The sequence below is a fragment of the Sphingorhabdus sp. 109 genome, from assembly GCF_902506555.1.
Lineage (GTDB): Bacteria > Pseudomonadota > Alphaproteobacteria > Sphingomonadales > Sphingomonadaceae > Parasphingorhabdus.
The window spans coordinates 2,849,917-2,874,573 of the sequence record NZ_LR732707.1; the positions used below are offsets into that span (position 1 = coordinate 2,849,917).

The 24,657-nt window shown below is 58.1% G+C and carries 23 protein-coding genes; 2 read left to right on the forward strand and 21 right to left on the reverse strand.

The window, feature by feature from the left end; translation table 11 throughout:
* The 17 genes from BOSE62_RS13450 to BOSE62_RS13525 all read right to left on the reverse strand — a co-directional run bounded on the left by BOSE62_RS13450 (position 1) and on the right by BOSE62_RS13525 (position 16,982).
* Positions 1 to 582, reverse strand: coding sequence for a class I SAM-dependent methyltransferase (locus BOSE62_RS13450; RefSeq protein WP_236554025.1), 582 nt, complete (start codon positions 580 to 582; stop codon positions 1 to 3).
* Positions 583 to 670: 88 nt separating this feature from the next.
* Positions 671 to 1,630 carry a glycosyltransferase gene (locus tag BOSE62_RS13455; RefSeq protein WP_159647038.1) on the reverse strand — a complete coding sequence of 320 codons (960 nt, stop codon included), beginning with the start codon at positions 1,628 to 1,630 and terminating at the stop codon, positions 671 to 673.
* Positions 1,627 to 2,901 carry a glycosyltransferase family 4 protein gene (locus tag BOSE62_RS13460; protein WP_159647040.1) on the reverse strand — a complete coding sequence of 425 codons (1,275 nt, stop codon included), beginning with the start codon at positions 2,899 to 2,901 and terminating at the stop codon, positions 1,627 to 1,629. The genes BOSE62_RS13455 and BOSE62_RS13460 overlap by 4 nt, the downstream gene beginning before the upstream one ends.
* On the reverse strand, positions 2,898 to 4,181 hold the full coding sequence (locus BOSE62_RS13465; protein ID WP_159647042.1) for a hypothetical protein: 1,284 nt from the start codon (positions 4,179 to 4,181) through the stop codon (positions 2,898 to 2,900). Before BOSE62_RS13465 ends, BOSE62_RS13460 begins: the two co-directional genes overlap by 4 nt.
* A 37-nt stretch (positions 4,182 to 4,218) precedes the next feature.
* Entirely contained in the window at positions 4,219 to 6,087 is a 1,869-nt protein-coding gene (locus tag BOSE62_RS13470; RefSeq protein ID WP_159647044.1) for an ABC transporter ATP-binding protein, read from the reverse strand.
* A complete protein-coding gene (locus BOSE62_RS13475; RefSeq protein WP_159647046.1) occupies positions 6,084 to 7,082 on the reverse strand; it encodes a hypothetical protein in 999 nt (332 codons plus the stop codon). The genes BOSE62_RS13470 and BOSE62_RS13475 overlap by 4 nt, the downstream gene beginning before the upstream one ends.
* Before the next feature lie 49 nt (positions 7,083 to 7,131).
* Complete coding sequence (locus tag BOSE62_RS13480) at positions 7,132 to 8,235, reverse strand: hypothetical protein (protein ID WP_159647048.1); 1,104 nt, start codon at positions 8,233 to 8,235, stop codon at positions 7,132 to 7,134.
* On the reverse strand, positions 8,226 to 8,999 hold the full coding sequence (locus tag BOSE62_RS13485; RefSeq protein WP_159647050.1) for a glycosyltransferase family 2 protein: 774 nt from the start codon (positions 8,997 to 8,999) through the stop codon (positions 8,226 to 8,228). The genes BOSE62_RS13480 and BOSE62_RS13485 overlap by 10 nt, the downstream gene beginning before the upstream one ends.
* Before the next feature lie 55 nt (positions 9,000 to 9,054).
* On the reverse strand, positions 9,055 to 9,786 hold the full coding sequence (locus BOSE62_RS13490) for a hypothetical protein (protein ID WP_159647052.1): 732 nt from the start codon (positions 9,784 to 9,786) through the stop codon (positions 9,055 to 9,057).
* A 118-nt stretch (positions 9,787 to 9,904) separates the two neighbouring features.
* On the reverse strand, positions 9,905 to 10,615 hold the full coding sequence (locus BOSE62_RS13495) for a sulfotransferase (RefSeq protein ID WP_159647054.1): 711 nt from the start codon (positions 10,613 to 10,615) through the stop codon (positions 9,905 to 9,907).
* A gap of 2 nt (positions 10,616 to 10,617) precedes the next feature.
* The gene (locus tag BOSE62_RS13500) at positions 10,618 to 11,622 is read right to left on the reverse strand and encodes an SDR family NAD(P)-dependent oxidoreductase (protein ID WP_159647056.1); all 1,005 of its coding nucleotides are present in this window, start codon (positions 11,620 to 11,622) and stop codon (positions 10,618 to 10,620) included.
* Positions 11,619 to 12,923, reverse strand: a complete 1,305-nt coding sequence (locus tag BOSE62_RS13505; RefSeq protein ID WP_159647058.1) for a UDP-glucose dehydrogenase family protein — start codon at positions 12,921 to 12,923, stop codon at positions 11,619 to 11,621. Before BOSE62_RS13505 ends, BOSE62_RS13500 begins: the two co-directional genes overlap by 4 nt.
* 181 nt (positions 12,924 to 13,104) lie before the next feature.
* Positions 13,105 to 13,482 carry a MarR family EPS-associated transcriptional regulator gene (locus BOSE62_RS13510; protein ID WP_159647060.1) on the reverse strand — a complete coding sequence of 126 codons (378 nt, stop codon included), beginning with the start codon at positions 13,480 to 13,482 and terminating at the stop codon, positions 13,105 to 13,107.
* A 337-nt stretch (positions 13,483 to 13,819) separates the two neighbouring features.
* A complete protein-coding gene (locus BOSE62_RS17545; protein ID WP_268893911.1) occupies positions 13,820 to 13,945 on the reverse strand; it encodes a hypothetical protein in 126 nt (41 codons plus the stop codon).
* Between the two features lie 12 nt (positions 13,946 to 13,957).
* Complete coding sequence (locus BOSE62_RS13515; protein WP_201295683.1) at positions 13,958 to 14,773, reverse strand: TIGR03084 family metal-binding protein; 816 nt, start codon at positions 14,771 to 14,773, stop codon at positions 13,958 to 13,960.
* Between the two features lie 14 nt (positions 14,774 to 14,787).
* Positions 14,788 to 16,596 (reverse strand): acyclic terpene utilization AtuA family protein, encoded by a 1,809-nt coding sequence (locus tag BOSE62_RS13520; protein WP_159647062.1) that lies wholly within the window; start codon positions 16,594 to 16,596, stop codon positions 14,788 to 14,790.
* A gap of 5 nt (positions 16,597 to 16,601) precedes the next feature.
* Entirely contained in the window at positions 16,602 to 16,982 is a 381-nt protein-coding gene (locus BOSE62_RS13525) for a VOC family protein (protein WP_159647064.1), read from the reverse strand.
* A 125-nt stretch (positions 16,983 to 17,107) separates the two neighbouring features.
* On the opposite strand from BOSE62_RS13525, the gene BOSE62_RS13530 reads away from it, so the two are divergent.
* Both BOSE62_RS13530 and BOSE62_RS13535 read left to right on the forward strand, forming a co-directional pair.
* Positions 17,108 to 17,881 carry an SDR family oxidoreductase gene (locus tag BOSE62_RS13530; protein ID WP_159647066.1) on the forward strand — a complete coding sequence of 258 codons (774 nt, stop codon included), beginning with the start codon at positions 17,108 to 17,110 and terminating at the stop codon, positions 17,879 to 17,881.
* A gap of 106 nt (positions 17,882 to 17,987) precedes the next feature.
* Positions 17,988 to 18,920 carry an SDR family oxidoreductase gene (locus tag BOSE62_RS13535; RefSeq protein ID WP_159647068.1) on the forward strand — a complete coding sequence of 311 codons (933 nt, stop codon included), beginning with the start codon at positions 17,988 to 17,990 and terminating at the stop codon, positions 18,918 to 18,920.
* A gap of 102 nt (positions 18,921 to 19,022) precedes the next feature.
* Here the strand turns inward: BOSE62_RS13535 and BOSE62_RS13540 are convergent, their stop codons facing one another.
* From BOSE62_RS13540 to BOSE62_RS13555, 4 genes are all read right to left on the reverse strand, one after another.
* A complete protein-coding gene (locus BOSE62_RS13540; RefSeq protein ID WP_159647070.1) occupies positions 19,023 to 20,012 on the reverse strand; it encodes a HupE/UreJ family protein in 990 nt (329 codons plus the stop codon).
* Complete coding sequence (locus BOSE62_RS13545) at positions 20,009 to 20,824, reverse strand: peptidyl-prolyl cis-trans isomerase (RefSeq protein WP_159647072.1); 816 nt, start codon at positions 20,822 to 20,824, stop codon at positions 20,009 to 20,011. Before BOSE62_RS13545 ends, BOSE62_RS13540 begins: the two co-directional genes overlap by 4 nt.
* Positions 20,825 to 20,914: 90 nt before the next feature.
* On the reverse strand, positions 20,915 to 22,804 hold the full coding sequence (locus BOSE62_RS13550) for a DUF3604 domain-containing protein (RefSeq protein WP_159647074.1): 1,890 nt from the start codon (positions 22,802 to 22,804) through the stop codon (positions 20,915 to 20,917).
* An 88-nt stretch (positions 22,805 to 22,892) separates the two neighbouring features.
* Complete coding sequence (locus BOSE62_RS13555) at positions 22,893 to 24,500, reverse strand: phytoene desaturase family protein (protein WP_159647076.1); 1,608 nt, start codon at positions 24,498 to 24,500, stop codon at positions 22,893 to 22,895.
* Positions 24,501 to 24,657 lie beyond the last annotated feature (157 nt).

Sequence of the window (24,657 nt, forward strand, 5' to 3'; positions counted from 1 at the left end):
TCAGGTCTTTGCGCGCGCGATGCACCGGACTTGCGAGGATTTTCTGCTCAGCCGTGCCCAGATGCGGGAAGCCACATGGAATAGCGGCAAGCCTCCATATTGTATGATGAGAGGCCATTTTGGTGGCCAGCGATGTTTCAATTCAGTTGCTTCAACTATATCAAATCCGCAAGTCTTCACCAGATTTCCAAGATTTGCCGCGCTCCAGGAATATAGGTGAAAGTCGCGGTCGGCTTCTCGATAGGGATAACTTGTCTGGTCGCATGGGACCACAATTATCAGAATGCCATCTTCCTTTAACACCCGTCGCATTTCGCGAATTTGTCTCGCCGGGTCTTCGACATGTTCGACGCAGTGGTTGGAAATCACAGCATCGAACGCGTTGTCAGGATATTCGTCGATCAAGGCATGAACCGTTAGCCCCCGCGCCCGCGCCGCTTCAGCAGCGTGCGGATTGATCTCCACACCATTTTTCCCACCCAAGACAGTGAGCAGAGCACCATCACCGCATCCGAAATCGAGAATTTCCATTCCGTCTTTCAAATAGGGTTCGAATTTCCAGGCATTGGCCTGGCCGCGCAACAGACCATGCCGCCCCTGATCAGTGAAATAGGCGCGATCATAATGTTCGCTCGCAGCCTCATATTGAGTTTGCGTTTTGTTCCAGCGATTATTCACCATGGGTATGTCTTTCTTTAATATTTAACGATCTGATGCTGGCCGGCATGCGCCAGTTACGCAGGAAGCGGCGCAGCTGGCCCGGCAGCGATCCTGAGTAGATTTTGTGAAATGACGCCAGTACGCGAGGGTCTTCGGGAGGCAAGGCCGGATCCAGCGCCGAGCCGGAAGGCGCCAGCGCCGTGTGCATCCGGTCGTGGGCTCCGGTATGCGTGCCGCTGCCGTCAAAACCGATATTCTGCACCAGATTGCGGACCGGATAGAGGGCCACGCGGTCATTGATGACATGCCACAGGTTGAACATGATCGACCAGGAATCAATCCGCCCTGCGAGCTGTCTGCCCAGCCGGTCCAGCTTGTCCGATCCGGTTGCCATGAACCGCCTGCGCAAAGCCCGGTCCTGCCAGAGGCGCGGAGCGTCCCTGCCAGACCAGTCGACCGTTTCCCAGCGGTCGCGCCAGGTGGCCCAGCTATGACTGCAACTGCGCGGAACGGCGTAGACATCATGCGGGTAATCCGCCGGCGGCTGCGCTATCGGACAATAGCCCGTGACAGACCCGACTTCGGTGGTATGTTCATGCCGTTCCAGCGCGCTGTTCATGAACCGGAGAAAATCGGGCGCCACCAACAGATCATCCTCTAGCACGATGACGGTTCCGTGCTGATCGATAACCCGGCTGACGCCTTCGACAATGGATCGCGCCAGCCCCTTGTTTTTCTCTGATGCGATGATCGTCACTTGGGCGAAATCCTGTTGCCAGCGCGACTCGGCCAATATGCTACGGACGGCTGCAACCTGGCCCTCGGCGGCGGCATTTTTCGGCCCGTCCGAGAAAATCCAGACACTGGTATCGCGCGCGCCTTCTGCGGCAGACAGAGCCGTGAGCGTCTGCTCCAGATGGTCGGGGCGTGCATAGGCGAACAAGGCAACCGGAGCGAGCGAACGGGTCATTCCGGTTGCCTCGCTACTACGGTCTGATAAGCGTCCACCAGTGTCTGGATGATGCGGTCCGGATCATGCGTGGCGCTGGCGCGCAGATGCGCTGCCTGCGAGAGATTTCCCGCCAGACTGTCATCCTCGAAAATACGCTGCAATTGCCATGCGAGCATGGCCGGGTCGCCGGCGCGATAGAAAAGCGCCTCTTTTCCGTCCTGTGCCATGGACGGCACGCCGCCGACATAGGAGGGCACCGCCGGGACGCCCATAAGCATCGCCTCGGCGAGCGTATTGGGGCTATTCTCGATCAGCGAAGACAGGACGACGACATGGGACCGGCGCATCCGTTCGGCCATGCTTTCGGCGTCGAGTTGACCCGTGAAAACCACATGATCCCTTAGTCCGAGATCGGATATGAGGTCCATCAGATAGACCGAGTAACCGACCAGTCGCTGCGCTGACAGTCGGGACAAAGACCAGGGGTTGCGGCCAGCGATATAGAGCTTGGCATCGGGGAACTTGTGATGGATCTGGGCCAGCGCCCGAACCGCAAAATGCACGCCTTTCAGCGCCGAAGCTCCATTGCCGACAAAGATCGAAAAGGGTTCGCAATCCGTGCGGGACCAGCGTTTCTCATAAAAGGGATCACGCAGGATACGCGGGCAATGATGATATCGGGCTTCGGGATTCAGCCAGTTCGCTTGGGCGCGGTCCCAGATCGTGCGACCCAGAATATGGTTCGCCATGGCGATCGTCTCGCGTTCGCCGCGCAGGCGCGGCAGAAATTTGACCAGGTTGTTGGCGAGCAGAGCCAGCCCCACGACCAAATGCTGGGGATGCCTGAGGTTAATGAAATCGCCGGCCGAAAGATGGCCGAACTGATAGGGCTTGTAGCCGTTGATCACGCCTTGCAGGGAAATCAGCCGGCGGCCGGACCAGCTGGACAGGAAGCGCCGCGTATAGGCCATCTCGGTGCCCTCGACATGCAGGATATCGGGGGCAAAGTCGGAGAGAACCCGATCACAGTCGGCTTGGCCGATATCATAGCTGTTCCCTTTGGACTGGGGGATCGCGTAATAGTCGATGCCGTCCTGACGGACGTGCTGAAGATTTTTGACCGGCGCCCGCATCGCCACCCCCAGCCGCAAGCCTTCGACTTGGGCCAGACGACGGGTGGTCACGGAAAGCCAGCCGCCAAAAGGCGTTTCCGGCACGCCCAGCCGGGCGGCTACAGCCGGCAGGACAATATTGGATGTCCAGAGTACGGATATGGGTTTCCCCGTCATGCCGCGGACATCCGTCTTCCGGGCGAAACGGCGGGACGACGATATCTGGACCTGTTCCCGAATTCACTGGTGATCGAGCATGCTACCGGGAACATGATGAACAGCACCACGCCTATTGCCATTGTCACGCTGTTCAACAGGGGAAACAGGATCATCACCGCCAGTACGCCACCGGTCATGCTCAGCACGCCGGGGAGTTGCCGGAGCATCCTGACCGGAAGATAGAGCATCAGCACCATATAAAGCATGCCAAAGAACAGACCGCGCTGTGCAAAATAGTCCAGATAGGCCGAATGATTGCCCACGCCACGGTCTCCCAGCACCCCGAAGAGGGGGTTCTGCAGGAAGGAATTGAGACTGCGAAGATAGCGCTCGGTCCGGTCGGCTACCGTTCCGGTCGAGTCTCCGATTTCCAGCGAAAGCTGGAGATCGCGCAACTTGTAGACGAACGAGGTTCCGTCTGCGACGGGGATCAACAATTCGACAATGTCCTGCAGGAATATCTGTCCCACGACTACCAAGAACAGGGCCACCAGTGGAGCCATCAGCAGAATCCAGGGGCGGGTCCGCAGATACATCAGTGAAACAGCCAGCGTTGCGACCATCACGATGACCGCAATTGTAAAGCCGGCACGCAGGACCAGAATGGTAATCAGTGCCAGCATGACCGGCGGCATCAGGCGAAACGCGCGCGGGAAAGCCCGAAGAAATCGCGGAGCCGATGAAGTGTCGAACTGGCGCCAGCGGAAAGTCATCAGCACCAGCACGGGAATGAGAACGAGCGAGGAATAGATCAGCGAATATCCTCCGACGCCCTGTTGCATCAATTCCATCGCTTCACCAGAAGAACGGACCACGGTTCTTGCGGCATGGTCTCCGAACGTATCGAAGCCGCGAAGGGTGCTGATCCACCAGACGGGCAGTGCCAGCATCATTGTCCAGAAGACCGGTGCCAAGCTTTTTGGGTCGGTCCGGCGGCTTTCGTAGATAACCAGCAAAGCTAGCAGAATATACATCTGAATGTGGGATATCAGTTCCCATTCGCCAAGGGCATACCACAGCACCAGATCATAGGCGATAAACAGGCCTGCGCCCAAGACTGGCCATGTCGGCCGGCGGAAAATTCCGTTAGAGCGTATGATTTCCAGCAAGCCCCATGTGACGATCGCGAGCAGCGCCAGCGCTCGTGCGATCGGATTGAGGGTTAGCGGCGGACTTATGATCCACAGGCACAGGATTGCCAGTGCGAAATTCTGCAGGCTGATAATATTTAGCTTCATGGCAGATCAACTCACGTAAATTGGACCGGTATCGGTATCATTCGGACTTTTGGGCAACAAGATCGCGAAAATCCGGGCTGTCGCGAAGATTTTCGTCCCAGTTGCCCGATGCCACGATCCGGCCCTGTTTCATGACAATGATCCGGTCGCAGGATTTCACTGTTGTCAACCGGTGAGCGATTACCAACAGGGTCTTTTCGCCCGGCAGTGCATCGATTGCCGCAACCAGTTCACCTTCGGTCACCGAATCCAGCGCGCTTGTCGCTTCGTCAAACACGATCAGATCAGCATCGCGGTACAGCGCCCGGGCGATACCGATCCGTTGTCGCTGACCGCCGGACAGGCGCACACCATTTTCGCCGATCGGCGTATCATATCCCTGCGGCATTTCGCTGGCGATGAAGTCGTGCAATTGCGCTATCCGGGCCGCTTCCTCGATTTTGCTCTGGTCGGCATGGCCGGTTTTTGCGCCGAGGGCGATATTTTCGGCCACTGTCGCGTCGGACAGAAAGATATGCTGTGGCACATATCCGATGGCTTTTTGCCAGATCCGGATATCCTCGTCTGCAAGCCGGACATCATCGACCATTACGTCCCCTTCGCGGGGGCGCAGCAGGCCAAGAACCAGATCAGCGAGAGTGCTCTTCCCCGCGCCGGTTGTCCCGACTATCCCGATACGCTCACCTTTCAGAATTTTCAGATTGATTCCGTTCAATGCCAGACCTTCTGCAGTGGGATAGGCAAATTGGACATCGCGAAGCTCCAGCGACTTGCCGAGCCTTATCGAACGGGACGACGGTTTGATCTTCATCGCCGGATCGACGGGCATTATCATGTCGGAATGCACGCTGGTTACAGCTGCAGCGCCGAATTTCATCACGCTGATCGAGCGGTAGATTTTTTGTACCTCCGGCATCAGCCTTTGTGCGCCGAGCGCCATGATACCCAATTCCGGCAAAACCCCGGTCAGCAATCCCCCATTGATCAGGGTTTCTTCGTCAAAATATACTAGCGGCAAGAGTATGATCGAAACAAAGATAACCGCTTCCACCATGTAGCGCGGCGCCGAGTTGATCACATTGGCACGGGATTGTGTCAGCGCCGCTTCACTCGAAAAGCGGCTGTAATTGGACAGGTAGAATTTTTCTGTCCCCGCGATCTTGATGTCCTTGATACCGCTCAGCGCTTCCCGCGAAATCCGGTAGCGTTCGCTATTTGCTTTCACGCGACTGACGCCCATTCGGCCCAATATCGTGCGGCTGAACAGATAGACGATTGCGTAGGAAAGAAGGATCACCCCAAGCGCAATAAGGGTGATCATCGGTGCCAGAGCCATCAGTACGACGATAACCGACAAAGTGCCGAGCACGCCGGCCGCCAACTCGGCAGCGGGCCGGAAAAACTGCTGCACCACCTCGCGGGTCTCGTTCAATATGCCTTTCGCCATATCCCCGGTATTACGGCCCAGGAAAAAGGTCATCGGTTGCGACATGAAAACTTCGAGCAATCGCACGCTGATCGTGTGGATCCGCATCTGCGTGAAGCGTTCGATCATGTAGACGCGCAGCACCTGAAGCGCGGCGTTGATCACGAGCAGGGCAACAGTCGCTCCGCCCAGCAGCAATATGAAAGTGAATTCAGAAGGTGATCCGACCAGTCGATAGCCCCACTGCAACCAGGCATTGGTCTGGATTACGTCGGGACGGGTTAAAACCAGCAGAAACGGATAGACCGATGCAACGCTGAGCGCCAGTGTCACGGAAGACACAAGAAATATTGCCAGTACGATGAAGGCATTGCGTTGCTCGCGCGGTGTGAGCAGGGAAAAGGCGAGGCGCAGGGGGCTCCCCTGGTAAGGGGTGCCGTCCGCAGAGGCTGATGCCAGCTGACCAGCAGATTTGTTCATTTGCTATCTCCGGCACGTTGCTGCAGTCGCAGACCCAATTGTTCGATCCCGTGGCCCAGAGTGTAGAGCATTGCCCCTCCGGTACCATGTTTTTGCTGCCTCCGGCGCCACAGGGCCCGTCTGCGTGACGAGGGCGTCAAGCGTGTGGTCCCGTCGAGAGCGATGGCCTCGGGCCCCGAGAAGGGCAGGTAGCGCACGGTCAGATCGTCGGTTTCGGCATATTCCTGCAGAATCTGTTCGACCCTGCCGGGTGTAAATTCATCCATGGTGCATGGCGCCTTTTCTTTAATTCCCTGCGCCTCGAAGCGCTCGCTGAACGGACGGTGATCGATATCGATCCGCACCGCGGCCGTCGCCTTCAATCCCTCCGCCAGACCGGCAATCGCCACCGCGAAATCATGGTCCGTGGCAGCGCGGCGGCGCATTTTGGGCAGAATATCGCCGAGCAAGTGAGCATGTTTCTGGGCATGGGTATAGCATTTGCGAAAAATATCGCGATTGCTTTGCCCGAAATCGTGCAACCCTACGACATAAGGTACTTGTGCCCAGGGGTAACCCCGGGCCTTCATCCCTTCCATTGCCGTGGTTTCTGGCCGAAGCGATTGACCTTCCTCGGGAATCAGTTCGATCACCTGCGGTAACAAGGACGTGCGAAACAGATGGTTCCCGGCTTCGCGGAGCGTTACGAACAGCTTGTCCAGCACCACGCCCTGCAGTTCGAAGACTTCCGGTGGCTGCTGCATGGCTTGCCGCATCATCGCCTGAATCGATCCCGGGCGCATCACGACATCCGCATCGATACAGAAAGTCCATTCTCTACCGGCGGCAATGCCCGCCTCGAAACTGACACGCATTGCTTTGGAGAAGGGCGCTTCGCGCACCGTCACGATCTGGCTATCATCCACCCCCTGCGCGCGAATCGACGCGCGGCACGCCTCTTCGGTGCGCTCGCCAACGGTCCGGATGATCATGGTCACGGCGTCCAGGACGTTCATGGTCGATGCGTGCTCCATATAAGGTTAAGGCGACTGAGGTCGGCGTGGTTCATCGGGCCCCTTTCCGAAGCAGTTTGCGCAATCCGTCTTTCATACTGCTCAGCGGAAAACCGCCCTGACGTACGGCGCCCTGCTCGGCTGCATGGGCCAGAAGACGCAGCGCTGCTGTCTGGTCATTGGCGAGAAAGCGGGACAGGGCATCTGTCTCGGCGAGCCCCAAGTCCCGGGCGCCGGTCTCTGCAAGCCCCTTGTCAATTTCTGCCCGGTCGTAAAGCGCGGGTTCGTCAAACTGAAAATCGAATTTTTCGCGCAGGGCGACCGCTTCGTCATGCCATTCGTCCAGTATCAGCCAGCGAACGGCTGGATTTACAGTTACCCGGCGCAGCGAGAGCGACTCACCAAGCGCGGCTTCTGCCTCTGCCAGACGCGCACGCCAGACTCGTGACCGTTCGACATAGTCGGAAGCACTGTCGCTGGTCACGTTCATCATGGCCGCTTGCAGGGCTATGCAACCCTCTCCGGTGAGACTTACATTGGCGTTCCGCCCAGGCATGGACAGCTTTGACGCCAGTCCGGCTTGTACCGCCTCGAGAAAATCCGTGCGTATATCGCCGACTTTGGCCAGGTCCCGCAATTGTACGGGGCCTATATTTTTCCACCGCATGAGCCGCGAATGCCAGGGCAGGTGACCCGGAAGTCGTACTTTCGTGGTTCGTCCAAGCCTCTGGGAAGCCTTGGATTCATGATTGGGCACCGGGGCCCGCAGATAAGCGACAGACGATATCTCCGCATCCGGGGCAATGCGCGCCAGCCATTCCCGCAGCGTGGTAAAGTCATCGATCGACATGAAGTTTTCGGCCGAGAGGAGTAAAGTTTCTGGATTGTGACTGGACACCTGATCGGCGAGCGATTGCCACGCGGCTTCGGTCTTGCGTACGACCAAGGCCGGATCATTGCCATTTCGCCGCAGGTCGATGTCACGCATCGCCTCAGGGACGTGAAGGCCGGAGGCAAGGCCCGAATGGTGCGTGGCACGTTCGATCGTGGGATATAATATTCCCTGTTCCATCAACCTGTTGCGGTTAGTGTCGAGTGCAACTTGCAGACTGCTCGATCCGGCTTTGGGTGTACCAATATGAATGATCAGGCGCATTCTGCCCTCCGGATTCTACCTGTCTTGCGGGACATTTTTTTGAGTAACCGCGGGTTCAACAGCCGGAACAGTTCCCGTGAGAGACCCTTATATCCCAGAAGATGGCGATATTTCCAGCTGAAGAGAAGCTTGTAACGCCGGGCCTGATGCGCTCGCACCCCGTCATGCTGACGCATGATTGCGACCGCCTCTGGTGCTATCGAGATCTTCTCGTCCGCTCTTAAAATTTCCAGCACCAGAGCCTTGTCCTCAGATGTTCGAAGCCGCTCGTCGAATCCGCCGACTTCCCAAAACAGCTTTTTCTCGATCAGCAGGTTTGTCCCGGTAGTCCCGGGATTGCGTCGAAGCAATAGCGGGATGGTCAAGGTCTCCGGAGTGGCACATTTAAAACGTTCAATTCGGTTCGTCCGGAAAGTATCCAGCCGGCCACAAGCGCAACGCGATTTCTCGGCATGCAGGACAGACCAAATATTCCGCAGAAAATTGTCATCCCACCAGTCATCATCATCAAGAAAAGCGAAATGGGTCCCACTCGCTCTGGCCGCGCCGAAATTACGAGCGCGCGACGGGCCGATGCGCTGCGGCAGACGATAAACGGTCACATTGCCAGGCAGGGATTCATGGCCGATACTAACGGTGCAATTGTCCACCACGATCACTTCATGCGGCGGAAAACTCTGAACCATTGCCGATTCAATGGCCTTGTTCAGAAATGCAGCCGGTCGGTTGCAGGTCGGGATGATTACGGAAATCATGTCCAGCATAATCCGCTACTTTGGCTTGTCGGTTCCGGTTTAAACTGAAAATAATCTGACATGATCAATCGCCGAACCTGTATCCGAAAGCCGCGATTTCTTTGTCATAGAGTCTTTCCACTATCTCGCGAGTTAAAGAGGTGTGAAACTCGGTATAGTTTTTGGACCGGGCCGAACGTTGTGATGATTTTGCTTTCGTGATGATTCCCTCAAACGGTATTCCGGCTCCCTTAAGCCCTGTTTCCAACGCGTGTGGGAGTTGCTCATAGTGATAGACCGCATCGACTGCTATTTCGTCGTCAATCGTATAAATCGGCCAGTTCGAATGGATGTCGAGTGGCACTATCCCGTCGAGCGAATCGGAACGCTCTAAAGCCTGCATATAGTGCTCGAATGACGGCGGGTTCGATACGCCACTTGTCCGCCAGTAATAATCCGAAACGACCAGATCATAGGGGTTGCGAACCACGCAGAATTTGAAGAATTTGCTCCATTCGACCGGGAAGGTCGTCTGCATGACCTGCGCTGCCACGTGCTGGGGCTTTTTTCCTATCGTCCGGGAGAAACGCTTTTTCGCATGTTTCGAGACAGCGGCCGCATATTGCTTGTTGCCTTTGACCCTGTTTAGGACAAGGTCGACGGGATTTTCCCGGAGCGCAGCCGCGACAACACGGCGCGGCGGGTTAATCCCCAAATCCATGGCTTCCTCGATGCCGCCCACAAAAATGTCTTTTGGGCCCAGATTTCGCGCGAGCGAGACGGCGATCGAACTGCCCGCTGTCTTGCGGCAGTGCATGAAAATATACTGATGTTCGTAGCTTAGGATCACAAGATTACTTTCAGGCTAACGCGAAATTCGGAATTGGCGCACCTGCACCGCACCCGCAATGACGAGCTGCTGGGGTAACCGCCCATCAGCCCTTGCCCTGCGTAGAAGCATTCAACGGTTGCCACAGGCGGCTGTCCAATTTGAAATGCGGTCGCATCATCTCGATCACCGGATCAATGGCGCTACCACTCTGGACGTTCCGGTCGATCGGCACATGAATGAAGCGCGGGTGACCGGCAAAGAAGGTCAGCGCGGCCTCGCGATGCTGCGCAAATTCATTGCGCCACTTCGCTTCCGCTTTCTGCGCCGTTCCCCCGTGCACCGACAGATATCGTGGAAGAAAGTCATCCTTGAAGTTCAGGCGCGATCCAACCCAGCGATCAACATCACGGTCGTTCAGGATGAAATAGGCTTGCGGGAACAGGCGGGCATAGGTTTCGTAAAGATCATGCGCCTCGAAATGTTCGTTATCGGTGAGATAAACAAAATCGGAATAGACCGTCCAGCGGGACAGAAACGCCTTGAGCGACTTGTCATCTCCGAGCCGGTCACGTATTTCCTTGGCCAGATACATGGATCCGATACGGCAGTGAAGCGCACGCAAGCCGTTGCGATGAAAGAAACGGTGAAAGGACGTGGTCGCGCAGCGGTTCGGACCAATGATGAAAATCTTTATGTCCGGAAACCGGCTTTGGGCTCTTCGGTTGGCTAGAACATTCAGCCAGTTCGCCGTTTTTACATAGTCCCAGGCCCGCTTCAGATGCTTGCGCTCAAGAGTGATGGATCCAAGGCGCATGCTCAGTCTCCGTAAAAGTCGCGGTACCAGTTGACGAATTCGGCCACGCCTTCCCGGAACGGGGTTTGCGGCCGGTAACCGGTCAGCCGCTGCAGCACGCCGGCGTCCGCCCAGGTGGCGGGCACATCGCCGGTCTGCATCGGCATGTAATTGCGCACCGCCTTCTTGCCCACTTCATCTTCGATCGCTTCCACGAAATCCAGCAGGCGGATCTTGTCGGAATTGCCGATATTGACCACCCGGAACGGAGCAGCGGGGGACAGGCTGTCATTCTCAACCGCGGTTTCCGGTCCGCCCGGCACCGCGTCGATCAGCAGCCGGATCCCGCGGACCAGATCGGTGACATAGGTAAAGTCCCGCCACATCTCGCCATTGTTGTAAATGTCGATCGGCGTGCCTTCCAATATGCCCTTGGTAAATTTGAACAGGGCCATGTCCGGCCTGCCCCAGGGGCCATAGACGGTGAAAAAGCGGAACATCGTCGTCGGCATGCCGTGGATATGGGCGTAGGAATGGCCCATCGCCTCGTTAGCCTTCTTGGTTGCGGCATAGATGGTCAGCGGCGTGTCGGCCTTTTGTGTCTCGGCGAAGGGCATTTCGGTATTCGCCCCATAAGCCGAACTGGTCGAGGCCATCAGCAGATGCTGCACCGGCACCGTGCGGGCAGCCTCCATGACGTTGAAGGTGCCGACGATATTGGCGTCGATATAGGCGCGGGGATTTTCCAGACTGTAACGGACGCCTGCCTGCGCGGCGAGGTGAACGATGATATCCGGCGCAGCCGCTGTGACGGCGGCTTGCACGGAATCATTGTCTTCCAGCATGGCGTGGGTGAATGTGAATTTCGGATGCTGGTTGAGCAGCGCGATCCGGCTTTCCTTCAGGCGCACATCATAATAGTCGGTCATGCCGTCATAGCCGGCCACGGTCCAGCCCTCCTGCAGCAGCAGTTCGGCCAGATGAAAACCGATGAACCCGCCGGTTCCGGTGATGAAGGCTGTTTTCACCGGCCCACTCCGACATATTCGGTGAAGCCGGCGGCAAGAACCGAATCGCGATCATAGACATTGCGCAGGTCGGCCATGACCGGGGACTTCATGCCTCCGGCGAGGCGCGCAAGGTCAAGCGCGCGAAATTCGTTCCACTCGGTCAGGATGACCACGATGTCCGCATCGCTGGCTGTCTCGTAGGCGTCGTCAATCCAGGTGACGCCGGGCAACAGCGCCTCGCCCTCACGCAGTCCCTGGGGATCGCAAACCCGCACATTCGCGCCACTGCCCACGAGCGCGGGAACGATGGTCAGCGATGGAGCATCGCGCATGTCGTCGGTTTCCGGTTTGAACGTGACGCCCATGACGGCAACCGTCTTGCCGTTGACCGAGCCGCCGCACAGGTCGAGCAGCTTGTCGATCATTCGCCGCTTGATCGCTTCGTTCACCTCGATCACCGTCTCGGTGATGCGCTGGGGGACACCGTGTTCCTGACCGATCCGAGCCAGCGCGCTGGTGTCCTTGGGAAAGCATGAGCCGCCATAGCCCGGTCCGGCGTGCAGGAACTTGTTGCCGATCCGGCCATCCAGACCGATGCCCTTGGAAACCGACTTGACGTCGGCGCCGACACGCTCGCACAACGCTGCGATTTCGTTGATGAAGCTGATCTTGGTGGCGAGAAAGGCATTGGCCGCATATTTGATCATTTCTGCCGATTCCAGATCGGTATAGACGATCGGGAATTCGCGCAGGAACAGCGGACGGTAAATGTCCCCCATCACCGTCTTCGCGCGGTCGCTTTCGACGCCCACGACCACGCGGTCGGGTTTCATGAAATCATCGATTGCCGCGCCTTCCCGGAGAAATTCTGGGTTTGAAGCCACGTCAAATTCCGCGTCGGGATTGGCATCACGGATAACCGCTTCGACCTTGCGGTTGGTGCCGACGGGCACTGTCGACTTGGTTACCACCACGGCATATCCGGTCAGCGCCTCGGCAATATCCTTGGCGGCGGCCATGACATAGGTCAGATCGGCATGGCCATCGCCGCGTCTTGTCGGCGTGCCGACGGCGATGAACACCGCGTCGGCGCCGTCGACGGCGGCCGCCAGATCGGTGGTGAAACTCAACCGGCCGGCGGCGACATTGCGTTCCATAACGGCGTCCAGCCCGGGTTCGTAAATCGGAACTTCGCCGCGTTCCAGCAGGGCGATTTTCTCGGGCAGCTTGTCGACGCAGACCACATCATGGCCAAAGTCGGAAAAACATACGCCAGAGACCAGCCCCACATAGCCCGTACCGATCATTGCAATTTTCATCGTCCGATTATTCCCTTAGTTAATAGTCTATTGCTGTCTGAGCGCGCCGGCATTCCTGCCGATACACTGATATTCCTGTTGCCATCTGCCCGAGACAACATGCAATGGAGCGGCTTCAGTGATCGCGGGCATTCTTTCCTGCCCCGATCAACGTTGCTTGTGACAATTTCATGATGGCCGGTCATTTACTTTTTACACCATCGTGGAGGCCGGGCATTTGGGATTCGGGCAGTTCCGCTGCGAGACTTTCGATTTCGGCCTTGAGGGCTTCATGCTCTTCCATTTTTCGCAGCAGAAACCGGCGGGTCATCGCGGCCTTCTCGGATATCCCGTTGAGGGTCAGCTTGTAGGCATAGCGACGCTTGTCTTCTGCTGCGGTAAAATTTCCCAGTTTGACCAGGCCTTTCTCGATCAGCGCATTCAGTACATAATGCATGGACCCGACGCTGACGCCGACGGCTTCCGCCATTTCCCGCTGCGACATCTCCGGATTTTCGGCAAGCAGGCGAAGCACGCGGAAACGCGTATCCTCCTGAAGCTTGCTGCGTTTGCTGGTCATAGATTCAAACCGGTATTTCTCGGGACATGCGGCCGGAATGGCCCGGCGGGTGCGAGGCAATCAAAGGCTATACGGGGGCGCGGAATCGACATCGTTCATTTTTGAGCGATAGCATGATGCTGCGCCCGCGAACAAGCCCTAAAATATGATTGCTGAAGCGTCCTGCCGTCCGGTGCCGGGTGTAACAGGCACACATCCTCGCTGGTTGCGCGGCTTCCGATATCCGCAATATTATTCGAAAGTCAATGGCCGCCTTGGCCGGATAATCCGCGATCGCAAATATCTGACACTAGGCCCGGCATTCGAGCAACAGTTACAGTTTAGCCCGGGGATCGCCCTAATGAGCGGGAATATCCCTAGGGCGATAATGCACCGGCCGGGTGGTCGCATCCATTCCCGTGGTATCTTCCGGCGGGGAAGCCAAAAATGCGGCAAGGGCGGCGATACGGTCGATGCTGGTCATTATCTGCTCCATTCAGCCGATGGCGACACTCCGCGTCCCCTTTGCCGGCGGGTTTTCCGGACCACCCGCGAAACATTGGGCGATTTCCATCCACTGGCGGGCGGTGTCGCCGACCGTCTCGAGCGCAGTGTCGTCGATATTGCGGGTCTGGGTCACAACCTGCGAGAATTCCACCGCGCTGCCTTTTACCATATTATCCTCTTGCGGATCATTCCATTCCCAGACGGCGCCTGATGGCGCGGTTAATTGAACGAACGGCTTCGTCGCCGGCGGCTCCTGACGCCGGTTGCGGAAGGTCCAGCCATAAGTGGTGACGCCAAGATGGGCAATATTACGGATGCGGTCGCCGTCCTGGCGCTCCTGCCCCAATATGTCGAATATCTCCTGCCCGTGCGACCAGGTTTCCATCTGGCGGGCGATGATCTTCGAGCGCGTGGTCATGTCCGGCCCGGCCCAGCCGACGCGATGCTCGGGATCCGCTTCTCCATAAGCGGTGGCGAGCTTGGGATAATAGTCGCAATAGGCATCGAACAGGGCCTTGCCGCGGATCCCGCCGGCATGCTGGTCCAGCCATTCATATTGCACATCGATATGGCCCTTGCCGGTCTTGAACGCGCCCATCATGTCGCTGAGAAATTGCTTGAAGGCATCCGGGGCCTGCAGGGTCATCAGGGCCGCTGCGTTCCAGATATGAAGATGGCCGATGACATCTTCGATTGTCCAGCTCTTGAACTGGGTGACCGTGGCAAAGACATCATCACTCGCATCGGCAAGCACGGCTGCCAGCGTGTCGCTTTCCTCATTGAAATCCTTGGCTTCCTGCATCATCGATAAAATCCTTCTCAATCCAGTTTTTCGGCGAGCTCGGCCGGTATCCTGACCGGATGGGCGAGCAATATCTGGCCATAGCCCTTGCCCTGCGCATCATTTCTGATGCTCGCGACACCGCCGCCACCAAGCACCGCGTCGATCAGGAAATTGATCGCGTGGGAGCCGGGCAGATAATATTTGTCGATTTGGGCTGCATCGGCGCCACCTTCGATAAAATGGCCGAAGCGCTTGGCTACGGACTCCGGGGTAAGAGCCGCCCAGATATAGGGCAGATAGGCAGGATCGCGCGCGATCACGCCGATATTGGCCTTGTCGCCCTTGTCTCCCGAGCGGGCCCAGGCCAACCGGACCAGCGGAACGGTGACGGCGCTTTCCGGTTCGCGCGGATTTTGCGGCGGCGCCGGACGGTTTATGGCAGCCGGGTTGAAGCCCTGACCTTGTTCGTCCTGGAATGTGATTTCCTTGCCATCGACATCGATCGTGACGGTTACAGAATCTTTCGGTGTCAGATAGGAAAAAAGCCTCACGACGGGCGATGGTTTGGCCCGCGCGCCGGAAAAACTCCCCAGACCTGGCGGCGTCGCAAGACCCAGCCCGGTCAGCTCGCGCAGCAGGATGCCGATGGCTGCGGCTTCGCTGTGTTTGGCGGCAATTTTCGCGACCACTTCGCGCGGTTCATGAAAGGCGGCATAGTCGCCAAACTGGCTTTCCGCGCCGATCAGCTCGACGCTGGTTTCGCTATAGTCGCCCAGATTGTGGCCGCGCAGGATCTTGTTGGCACGGACAAAGACATTGTCGCAGAATTTCTGCGCCTTGCGGGCAGCATCAATGCCGTAGAAACTGACATAGGTCCCGCCGCGATAGCCCTCGCCATAGGTCAGGCAGGTCTTGTAATGGTCGGGTGCAGGATAGCCTTTCGCCGGGGACACGTGCACTTCGTCCAAGCCGGCCTGGACGATTTCAACCTGTGAAAAATCGCACACGACATCGGGCAGCATATAGGCCTGCGGATCGCCGATTTCATACAGCATTTGTTCGGACACCGTGCCGACCGTGACGCAGCCACCGGTGCCTTCGGGCTTGCCCACGGTGAACGAGCCGTCGGGAGAAACCGTGCCAATCGGATAGCCGATATTCGAAATGTCACCAGCCTCTTCCCAGTCGGTATAATTGCCACCGGTCGCTTGCGGTCCGCATTCCAGCAAATGGCCTGCCAGGCTTCCGCTGGCGAGCAGGTCATGGTCGCTCGCCGACCAGCCGAATTCATGGATACAGGCGCCCAATGTCACCGCGCTGTCGACGCAGCGACCGGTGATCACGATATCCGCGCCTTCGGACAGCGCCTTGGCAATAGGGAACGCGCCGAGATAGGCGTTGATGCTGGCGATCCTGTCCTTGTCCGGAAAGGCCGCGCCGGTGAACATTTCCTTGGGCGCAGCTGCAGCGATTTCATCCCGTTCGCCCAGCAGATTATCGCCGGTGATCACCGCTACCTTGAGGTCGAGACCCTGTTCCCTGATGACCGCCCGTGCCGCTTCGCCGCAGGAAGCGGGATTGACCCCGCCGGCGTTGGCGATGATCTTCACGCTCTTTGCTGCAATAGCCTTGGCATGCGGCTTCAGAATCGCGCTGATAAAATCACCGGCAAAGCCAGCCGCCGGGTCCCTGGCATGGGCCCGCGCCATGATCGACATGGTGATCTCGGCGAGATAGTCATAGACCAGATAATCCACGTCCGCATTGAGCAGCTGCGGAGTAGCCATGGCGCTTTCACCCCAATAGCCACTCGCACCGCCGATCCGGATGCTCCTGTCCGGCATATGATTCAACCCATCTGGTGCAGAGCGCAGAGCTTGTTGCCGTCCGGATCCCGCAGATAGGCGAGATAAAGCTTCATGCCGGGATTATCGCGCACGCCAGGAGGGTCTTCAATGGCGGTACCGCCGGCTTCCAGGCCGGCTTTGTGCCAGGCATCGGCCTGATCGGGACTTTCCATCGCAAATCCTACGGTCATGCCATTGCCGCATGTGGCTTCCTTGCCATCGATAGGGGCCGTAACCATGAAGATGCTGCCGTTGTGAACATACATCAGCCGGCCCTTCGGATCGACCATCGCTTCCGGACCGCCAACGCTTTTGAACAACGCGTCATAGAATTTCTTCGAGCGGTCGATATCGTTCGATCCGACCATCATGTGACTGAACATTTTTCTCTCCTTTGTTCGCGGCTAGTCGGGCAGGAGCGTTCCTGCCCGGATGCAATCTTGCCTTGTTCTAACCGTCTGGCATCTTTAAGCGAGTGATTAATTTATTCAAGCAGGACAAAATCCAAATGCAATTGCAGGACAAGATTATCGTTATCACCGGTGGCGCCAGCGGCATCGGGGCGGCCATGGCCCGCCGCTTCGCTGCGGAAGGGGCCAGAAAGGTCATTTGCGCGGACCGTGATCTTGCCGGGGCGCAGGCCGTCGCGGATGAAATTGGCGGCGTTGCAATCAAAACCGATGTGTCTCTGGCCAAGGATATCAGCCATCTGATCGAAACGGTGGAAGCCGATGTCGGGCCGATCGACCTGTTCGTATCCAACGCCGGTATCATAACCGGTGGTGGTGTCGAAGTGCCAGATGCCGATTGGCAGAATATCTGGGAAATCAACGTTCTGTCTCATATCCAGGCGGCACGGATATTGGTGCCGAAAATGCTGGCCCGTGGCGGCGGCTATCTGCTCAATACCGCGTCGGCGGCCGGCTTGCTGGCGCAAATCGGATCGGCGCCTTATTCGGTGACCAAACATGCTGCGGTCAGCTTTGCCGAATGGCTGGCGATCACCCATGGCGCAGAAGGACTGAAAGTGTCAGTGCTCTGTCCGCAAGGCGTTGATACGCCAATGATTGCCGGTGTCGACACATCCACCGTGGCCAAGGACGGTATCGTGACGCCCGAACATGTCGCGGATATGTGCGTTGAGGCAATCGGCGACGAACGGTTCCTGATTCTGCCGCATCCGGTAGTCGGCGACTATATCAAACAGAAGGGGGCCAATCCCCAACGCTGGATTTCCGGCATGCAACGATGGCAGGCGATGCTGGCTGAACAGGATACCTGACGCCGTCCCGACAACGGGCCTAACAATAATGGCCTGACAAAATGGAGCATTGGGACTCTTCCTGTTCGCCTCTAGCGTCGCTGCAGATGCAAGAGGAGAGAAAATCATGGCATTGGTATCAGTCGTGGGCGCTACCGGTCGGCAAGGCCTGGCACAAATACGACAATTGGCAGCGGCAGGTCACAAGGTCCGTGCCCTGTCACGCAGTGAAAATCCGGATCTGGGAGGCACAAATGCAGCGGATGAATGCCGCCAGATTGATCTGACCGACGAATCGACCTGGGTCCCCGCCTTTGAAGGTTCGGATGCGGTTTTCTACACCCACCCGCTACAGGCGCGCGAAGATCGTGCAACCATGGTGGGCAAGGTCGCGGCCGCGGCCAAGGAAGCCGGCACCGAGCGTTTCGTCTGGAACACCTCGAGCTGGATACCCGAGCGTCCCGGCGACCCGTTCACCTATGGCAACAACACTATCGCGGTAAACGAGATTTTCCGCTCCGGCATGCCGGCTACCGTATTCGGTTCGGTGCTGTTCATGGACAATCTGCTGACCAACTGGGCGCGGCCGTTCATTGTTGACGAAAAACGCTATGTCTATCCGCACAATGCCGATCTTCAGGCCAACTGGATCAGTCTTGATGATGTCGGCAAATGTATGGTTGCCGCAATGGACCGTCCGGACTTCGAAGGTTCCTGGCTCAATATCGGCGGACCACAGCGTCTGAGACCACCAGAAGTAGCGGAAACCCTGTCACGGGTATTTGGTCATGAAATCAAATATGACCCGTGCACGCCGAAAGAGTTCGGCGACTATCTGGTCAAGGCCTTTGGTGACGATGTGCCGCCGGAAAACCGTGAAACCATGGCTGCGGGAATCACCGCATTCTACGAATATAACAACAATAATGTCACCAGGCCTTTCGAAGTCGACACCGATTTCATGCAGCAGCGTCTGCCGGAAGTCGAATTCGAGACGCTGGAAGAATGGGCAGCACGGCAGGACTGGTCGGAAGACGCCCACCGCCCGCCTGCGGGATAGACTTTTCCCCATATTGCTGAATTGAATGACGATAGCGGCCTTTGCTCCGAACCCCGGAGCGAAGGCCGGATTCTATGCGGGGTCAACCCCCTGGGAAAATGGTCAGGCGACCATCCGCTCGATGAACCAGTAAGTAGAGAGGATCCCGATGCCATAGGCCAGGGCGGTTTTTGCCGGATGCAGCCAATCGACCCGGAATTTCCTCAGGCCATATAACAAGGCCAGAGCGAGCGCGACAATCGCCAGCTGGCCGATTTCCACGCCGAGATTGAAGGTCAGCAAGGCGAGCGGAACATCGCCTTCCGGCAGTCCGATTTCCGCCAGCGCTCCGGCAAAACCGAAGCCGTGGAGAAGTCCGAACAGAAAAGCGACGATCCACGGGAAACGTTCCGACAGGCGTCGGTCATCAGGCTTGGCTTTCACCACCTCGACAGCGAGGAAGATAATGGAAAGCGCAATCACCGCTTCGACCGGCTGCGATGGCAGCGATAGCCAGCCGAGCGTTGTCCCCACCAATGTGATGCTGTGCGCGACCGTGAAGGCGGTGACGGTCTTGGCAACCAGCCAGCCGCCCTTGAGCAGCAGCACGAGCGCCAGCACGAAAAACAGATGGTCGAAGCCGAGCAGGATATGCTCTATCCCGATGATCGTATATGTCACCGCGACATTGGAAATGATCGAGGGCTTGGCCAGGGTGGCGACCGGCTGGTCTGGTGTCAGGCGCAGAGTCTGCATGGGGCTGCCGATCGGGGCAATGCGGACCAGCGCATCGGTGGTGGAAAGCGCGAGTCCTTTCAGCCCGATCGCCTGCCCCTGGAGCGTGCCGTCGCAGCGCAAATTGAGATGGGTCAGAATATTGCTGCCGGTAAATTCGCGCTGGCGCTCGCCTCGGATTTTGCAATTGGCGGGGATGATGACCTGTCCACTCTGGCCCAGGCGGGAATTGGCGGAGGCTTTCCACAGCAGCGCCCATTGGCCCGGCGCCTGTTCGGTCAGCTCGATATAGGCCGGGCGCAGCTCGTCGGCGCGGGCGCTGCCGGGTGCGAGCCCGCAGGCAAAAGAGACCCAGAGAATAGCCAGCCAGCGAATCATGGCCGACCGGCTACCGTGATGTCATATTCCGCCTGGAGACGGGCGAGGCTTTTGTCTCTCTGTTCGGCCTGTCGCGTGGCGGACCAGTCATTGGCGACCCTTTGCCGGACGTCCGCAAGCGTCGCTGTCTGACCGGGGGTTTTCGCGGAAATCCTGACGGCATGGCTGCCGAAACCCGAGACGATCGGGCCGTTCCAGTCGCCGGGCTCCAGCGTCTCGAGCTGTTCCGCAAAACGCTCGCCAAATTGTCGGGCAATGTCCGCTGTCTCCGTCCGCGCGAAAGTCCGCGGCGTGGAAAGGGGTTGCGCGAAGCTGTCGGGGTTCGCACCGGCTTTCAGCTGGTCGATCCGCTGACGCGCCTCGCTTGCATCGATCTGGCCGAGATAGATCTGTTCGAAATCATAGAGCGGGGGAAGGGCGTATTTTTCGGGGTGGTCGTCCATCCATTGCTTCAGGATCGTATCGTCCGCTCCAGAGTCTGCCGTCTCTCCGCTTTCGATAAAGCGCATCTTGGTAAACAGCCGCCGCCGGATGACGGGGTCGTTTTTGTCCAGCCCCAGCCGCAAGGCTTCGCGATAGTAGATTTCCTCGGCAATTTCCTGATCGATCAGGGCGTCCAGTTCAGCCTGCGTAGGCGTCCGCCGGAAATTCTGCACCCAGCCTGTCTTGAGCCTTTCGATATCCGTTTCATCAATATGGATCGCATAGTCAGCCGGATCCCGATTGCTGCCACTAGCCCAGAAGAAGGCAAAGACGAGCAGCGCACCCCCGAGAAAATGAACGAGCGGTTCCCGAATAAGCTTGTGCATCATTTGTCGAAATATCCAATCTGTGCAACCGCGGCATGCCAATGCAATCCGGGCCTGTCGGCTGACAGGTCCCGTCAAATCACTGTCCCGGACCTAGGCTGCCGGCGTATACCAGATGGGCGAGCTGTAGGCGCGCTCCTGCTGGATCTTGATGACATCATCGGGCAGGGTCAGGTTGAATTTCAGCGCATCATAGACAGGCCAGGTCGGCGTCGGGATTTCCAGGACGCGCACATAGTAAAAGGCATTTTGCGCGGCATCGAAATCGGGGTCCTGCCAGAAGGTAACCAGTTCAGGCGCGCCGGTGGCATTGTCCCAGGTGCCCTTGGCCAGATCGACGGTATTGGGAACCGCGGGCAGCTTGCCATCGCCCCCGGGCTTGCGGTTATCAGCATCGCTCCAGCTGACATTATAGATTTTTTCCTGACTCTTGCCGGTTGCGTCGACCCAGCCCTTGATTACCTGGATCCGGTCGAGACTGGCGCTTTCCGGGTCCATCAGCGCACTGATCAGGAATTTGGGCGCTTGGCCGCCGCCGCCCTTGAGATCGCCGCCCATCGGAACACCCTTGGTATAGCCGGCCTTGACCAGATCAGCGGTGTCATCGGCAGAAAAATCAAAGCCGCCGAAGAAGCGGACCTGCATCCGCGGGCCGGTTGTCGCATAGACTTCGCGGCGCATCATCGCATCGAAAATGGCTTCGCGCGTGTTGCTGGTCGCCCAGACGGCGGCATAGCCGCTGGACAGATAATGCCAGCCGAACCGTCCTTCGCGGGTGCCGAGATTCTGTGGCTCCAGAGCGCGTTGCTTGTTATTCGCTTCGTTCGCGCTGTGCTTGCCGAAGAAATTATCCTCGTCTGCCGTTGCCAGCGAGGTGTGGCTGTCGGTCGATCCGATCATGCCGAATTTGAAAGGATTGGCGCCGACGGACAGGGTCAGTTCCAGCCCGCGTTTGAGCGCTTCGCGGACATAGCTGCCACCATAGCTTTCCGGTGGCATGTCTCTGGTGCAGCTCAGATTGCATTTGTCCCATCCGGTGACGCCGAAACTGGCAAACTCGTCATTGGGCGACAGAAAGGGGTGGGATTCGCTGTCGCCCTTGATCTGCGTGACCTCGACAATCGGTTCGCGCAGCGCACGGGTCCTGATATAGGCTGCGTCAATCGGGCTGCCGTCGAACTTGTTCATCGCGAACATGCGGCCATTCGAGACATTGCTGTTGTGCGGAATGGCGAGTACCTTGCCGCCGGTCTTTTTCTCATAGGCATCCATATAGGTCCAAAGCTTTTCCGGGTCCTGCGATCCCAGCGCCCCATAAGGAATGGTATCACCCATTTCCTCCGGATCGTCGCGAAACATCACGACGCGATGGAGGTTGTCGCCTTGCGGCATCGGCGTATATTCAAAGCCCATGAAGGCGGTAAATTTCCCCGGTTCATTATACCGGTTTACGATCTCGCCGTGCTTTTCCCACAGATCTGCGGTGCGTTCGCGCGTCTCTTCCGGATCCGTGAGCGATTCCGGCAACGTGCCCTTGGCCGCGCCATCGATCAGCTCTGCCGTGACCTGTAACGATCCCTCGTCGCTCTCGTTCATCATGTCGTGCCAGCGCAGCAGGAATTTATTGGTGAGCAAGGCGATACGCGGGGCTTCCATGATCGCCTTGGTTGCGCCCATCGCATCGCTATGGTCGGCGATCACCAGAAAATCGAGGGGCCGGGACAATTTTGCCTTGGCCCCCTTTGTTGCCGTCACTTCTTCGCCGCGGGCAAAACGCAGGGCATTCTCGGCATCGAGCCGGTTGCCGAAACCGAAAGCGTCGATGCTATTGTCGGTATGGAGATGGGTGTCGCCCCAGAACACTTGTTCGGGATATTCCGTGTTCGCAATCTCTGCGCCGCCGCCGTCCTCATTGTTGATTTCTGAACAGGCCGACAAGGCCAGAGCAGCGGTGCATGCTGCCAGCATCAGTGTTTTGCGCATAATTGAGTCTCCCATCCCAAGAACAGGAAGCTATCCCTCCCGGCGGCCCGGTGCAATAGGCAGCTGTTCTGGTTAGCCTGACGTAGCGTCAGCCAAGCCATCGCCTGAAAAAGCTGCGCTCCCGCAGAATGATCCGGGCGGCATTGTGACCCGGTGCACCGGTTACACCGCCCCCGGGATGGGTGCCCGATCCGCACATATACAGACCTTCGAAAGGTCCCTTGTAACCGGCCGCACCAACCACCGGGCGCGCGGCCCAAAGCTGGTCCAGGGACATGCGGCCATGGAAAATATCGCCGCCGACCAGTCCGAATTTACGCTCCAGATCGTGCGGAGACAGCGCCATCTGGCCGCGAATCAGCTTGCGAAAGCCCGGTGCGTGGCTTTCTACAACGTTCAAAATGGCTTCCACCGCAGCATCGCGATCATGCATCCAGACACGACCTTCCGGCAATTCGGGCGCAAATTGCTGACAGAAGAGGCTTGCGACATGCTGGCCGGCGGGAGCGAGACTGTCGTCGACCAGACTGGGGATCAGCATCTCGACCACCGGTTTGCGCGCCCAGCCATATCGACGGGCGTCCTGATAGGCCCGGTCCATATAATCGAGCGAGGGGGCCATGATGATCCCGGATTTCAGATGATCGCCGGGTCCGGGCAAATCACTGAAGTCGGGTAGACCGTCCAGCGCCAGGTTCATTCGGAAACTGCCGGAACCGCATTGATAGCCGTCCATCATCCGGCGGAATCCGGCTGGCAGATCGGCGTTATCTATCAGCTCGTCATAAAGCAGTTTCGGGCCGACATTGGCGACAATCTTCCGCGCGCGAATCTGCTCGCCGTTCGCGGTTTCCAGTCCGACGGCAGCCCCGTTCTCGACCAGCAGTCTCCGGACCGGTGTTTGCAGGCGGATTTCGACGCCGGCCTCTTCGCAGGCCGCGGCCATCAGCTGCGTGATCCGGCCCATACCGCCAATCACATGGCCCCATTGTCCCGCCTTGCCATTGATCTCGCCAAAAACATGGTGGAGCAGGACATAGGCGCTGCCCGGCGTATCGGGGCTGGCATAATTGCCGACGATGCTGTCAAAGCCGAAGGCCGCCTTGACTGGCGTGCTTTCAAACCACTGGTCGAGCAACTCGCGGGCGCTCAGCGTGAACAGCTTGAGAATATCATGTTGTTGCTGCGCCGGAAGCCGCGTGAACCGGCGGGCGGCGGATATCCCCGCCAGCACGGCCGCTGCTCCACCTCCGGCATTCGGTGGAATTTCCAGCGCCAGCTCGCGTAATATTGCCGCTGCCGATTCCAGCATTTCGTAATAAGCCGGCAGGCGCGCTGCATCGGCTGCGGAGAAACGTGTGATCTCCTTCTGAGTTGCTTCGAGAGAACCGCCCATCAGCAAATATTCGCCACCGCCGAGTGGCAGGAAGTTGCTTTTCGGCCGCTCGATCACCCGGTAGCCGCGCTCCACCAGTCCCATATCGGCGATGATTTTCGGCTGGAGCAGCGAGACCGTGTAGCTAGCCGTGCTGTTGCGGAACCCGGGATGAAATTCCTCGGTCACCGCCGCGCCGCCGATCACCTTGCGCGCTTCCAGTATCCGGACCTTCATACCGGCGCGGGCGAGATAATAAGCGCAGACCAGACCATTATGGCCGCCGCCGATAATCAGTGCGTCCGGTGCATGTGCATTCATGATAGCATGAGACCTACCGGTGGATCGTGCAGCCAGCAACCGGCAATTGACGGGACGGCATATCGTCCGGTGCGCGCAGCGCCAAAGGCGCAATTTGTCGAAAAGCAATCTGGGTGATAGGATCGGCAAAACTTTACCCAATAAGGATGATCTGAGG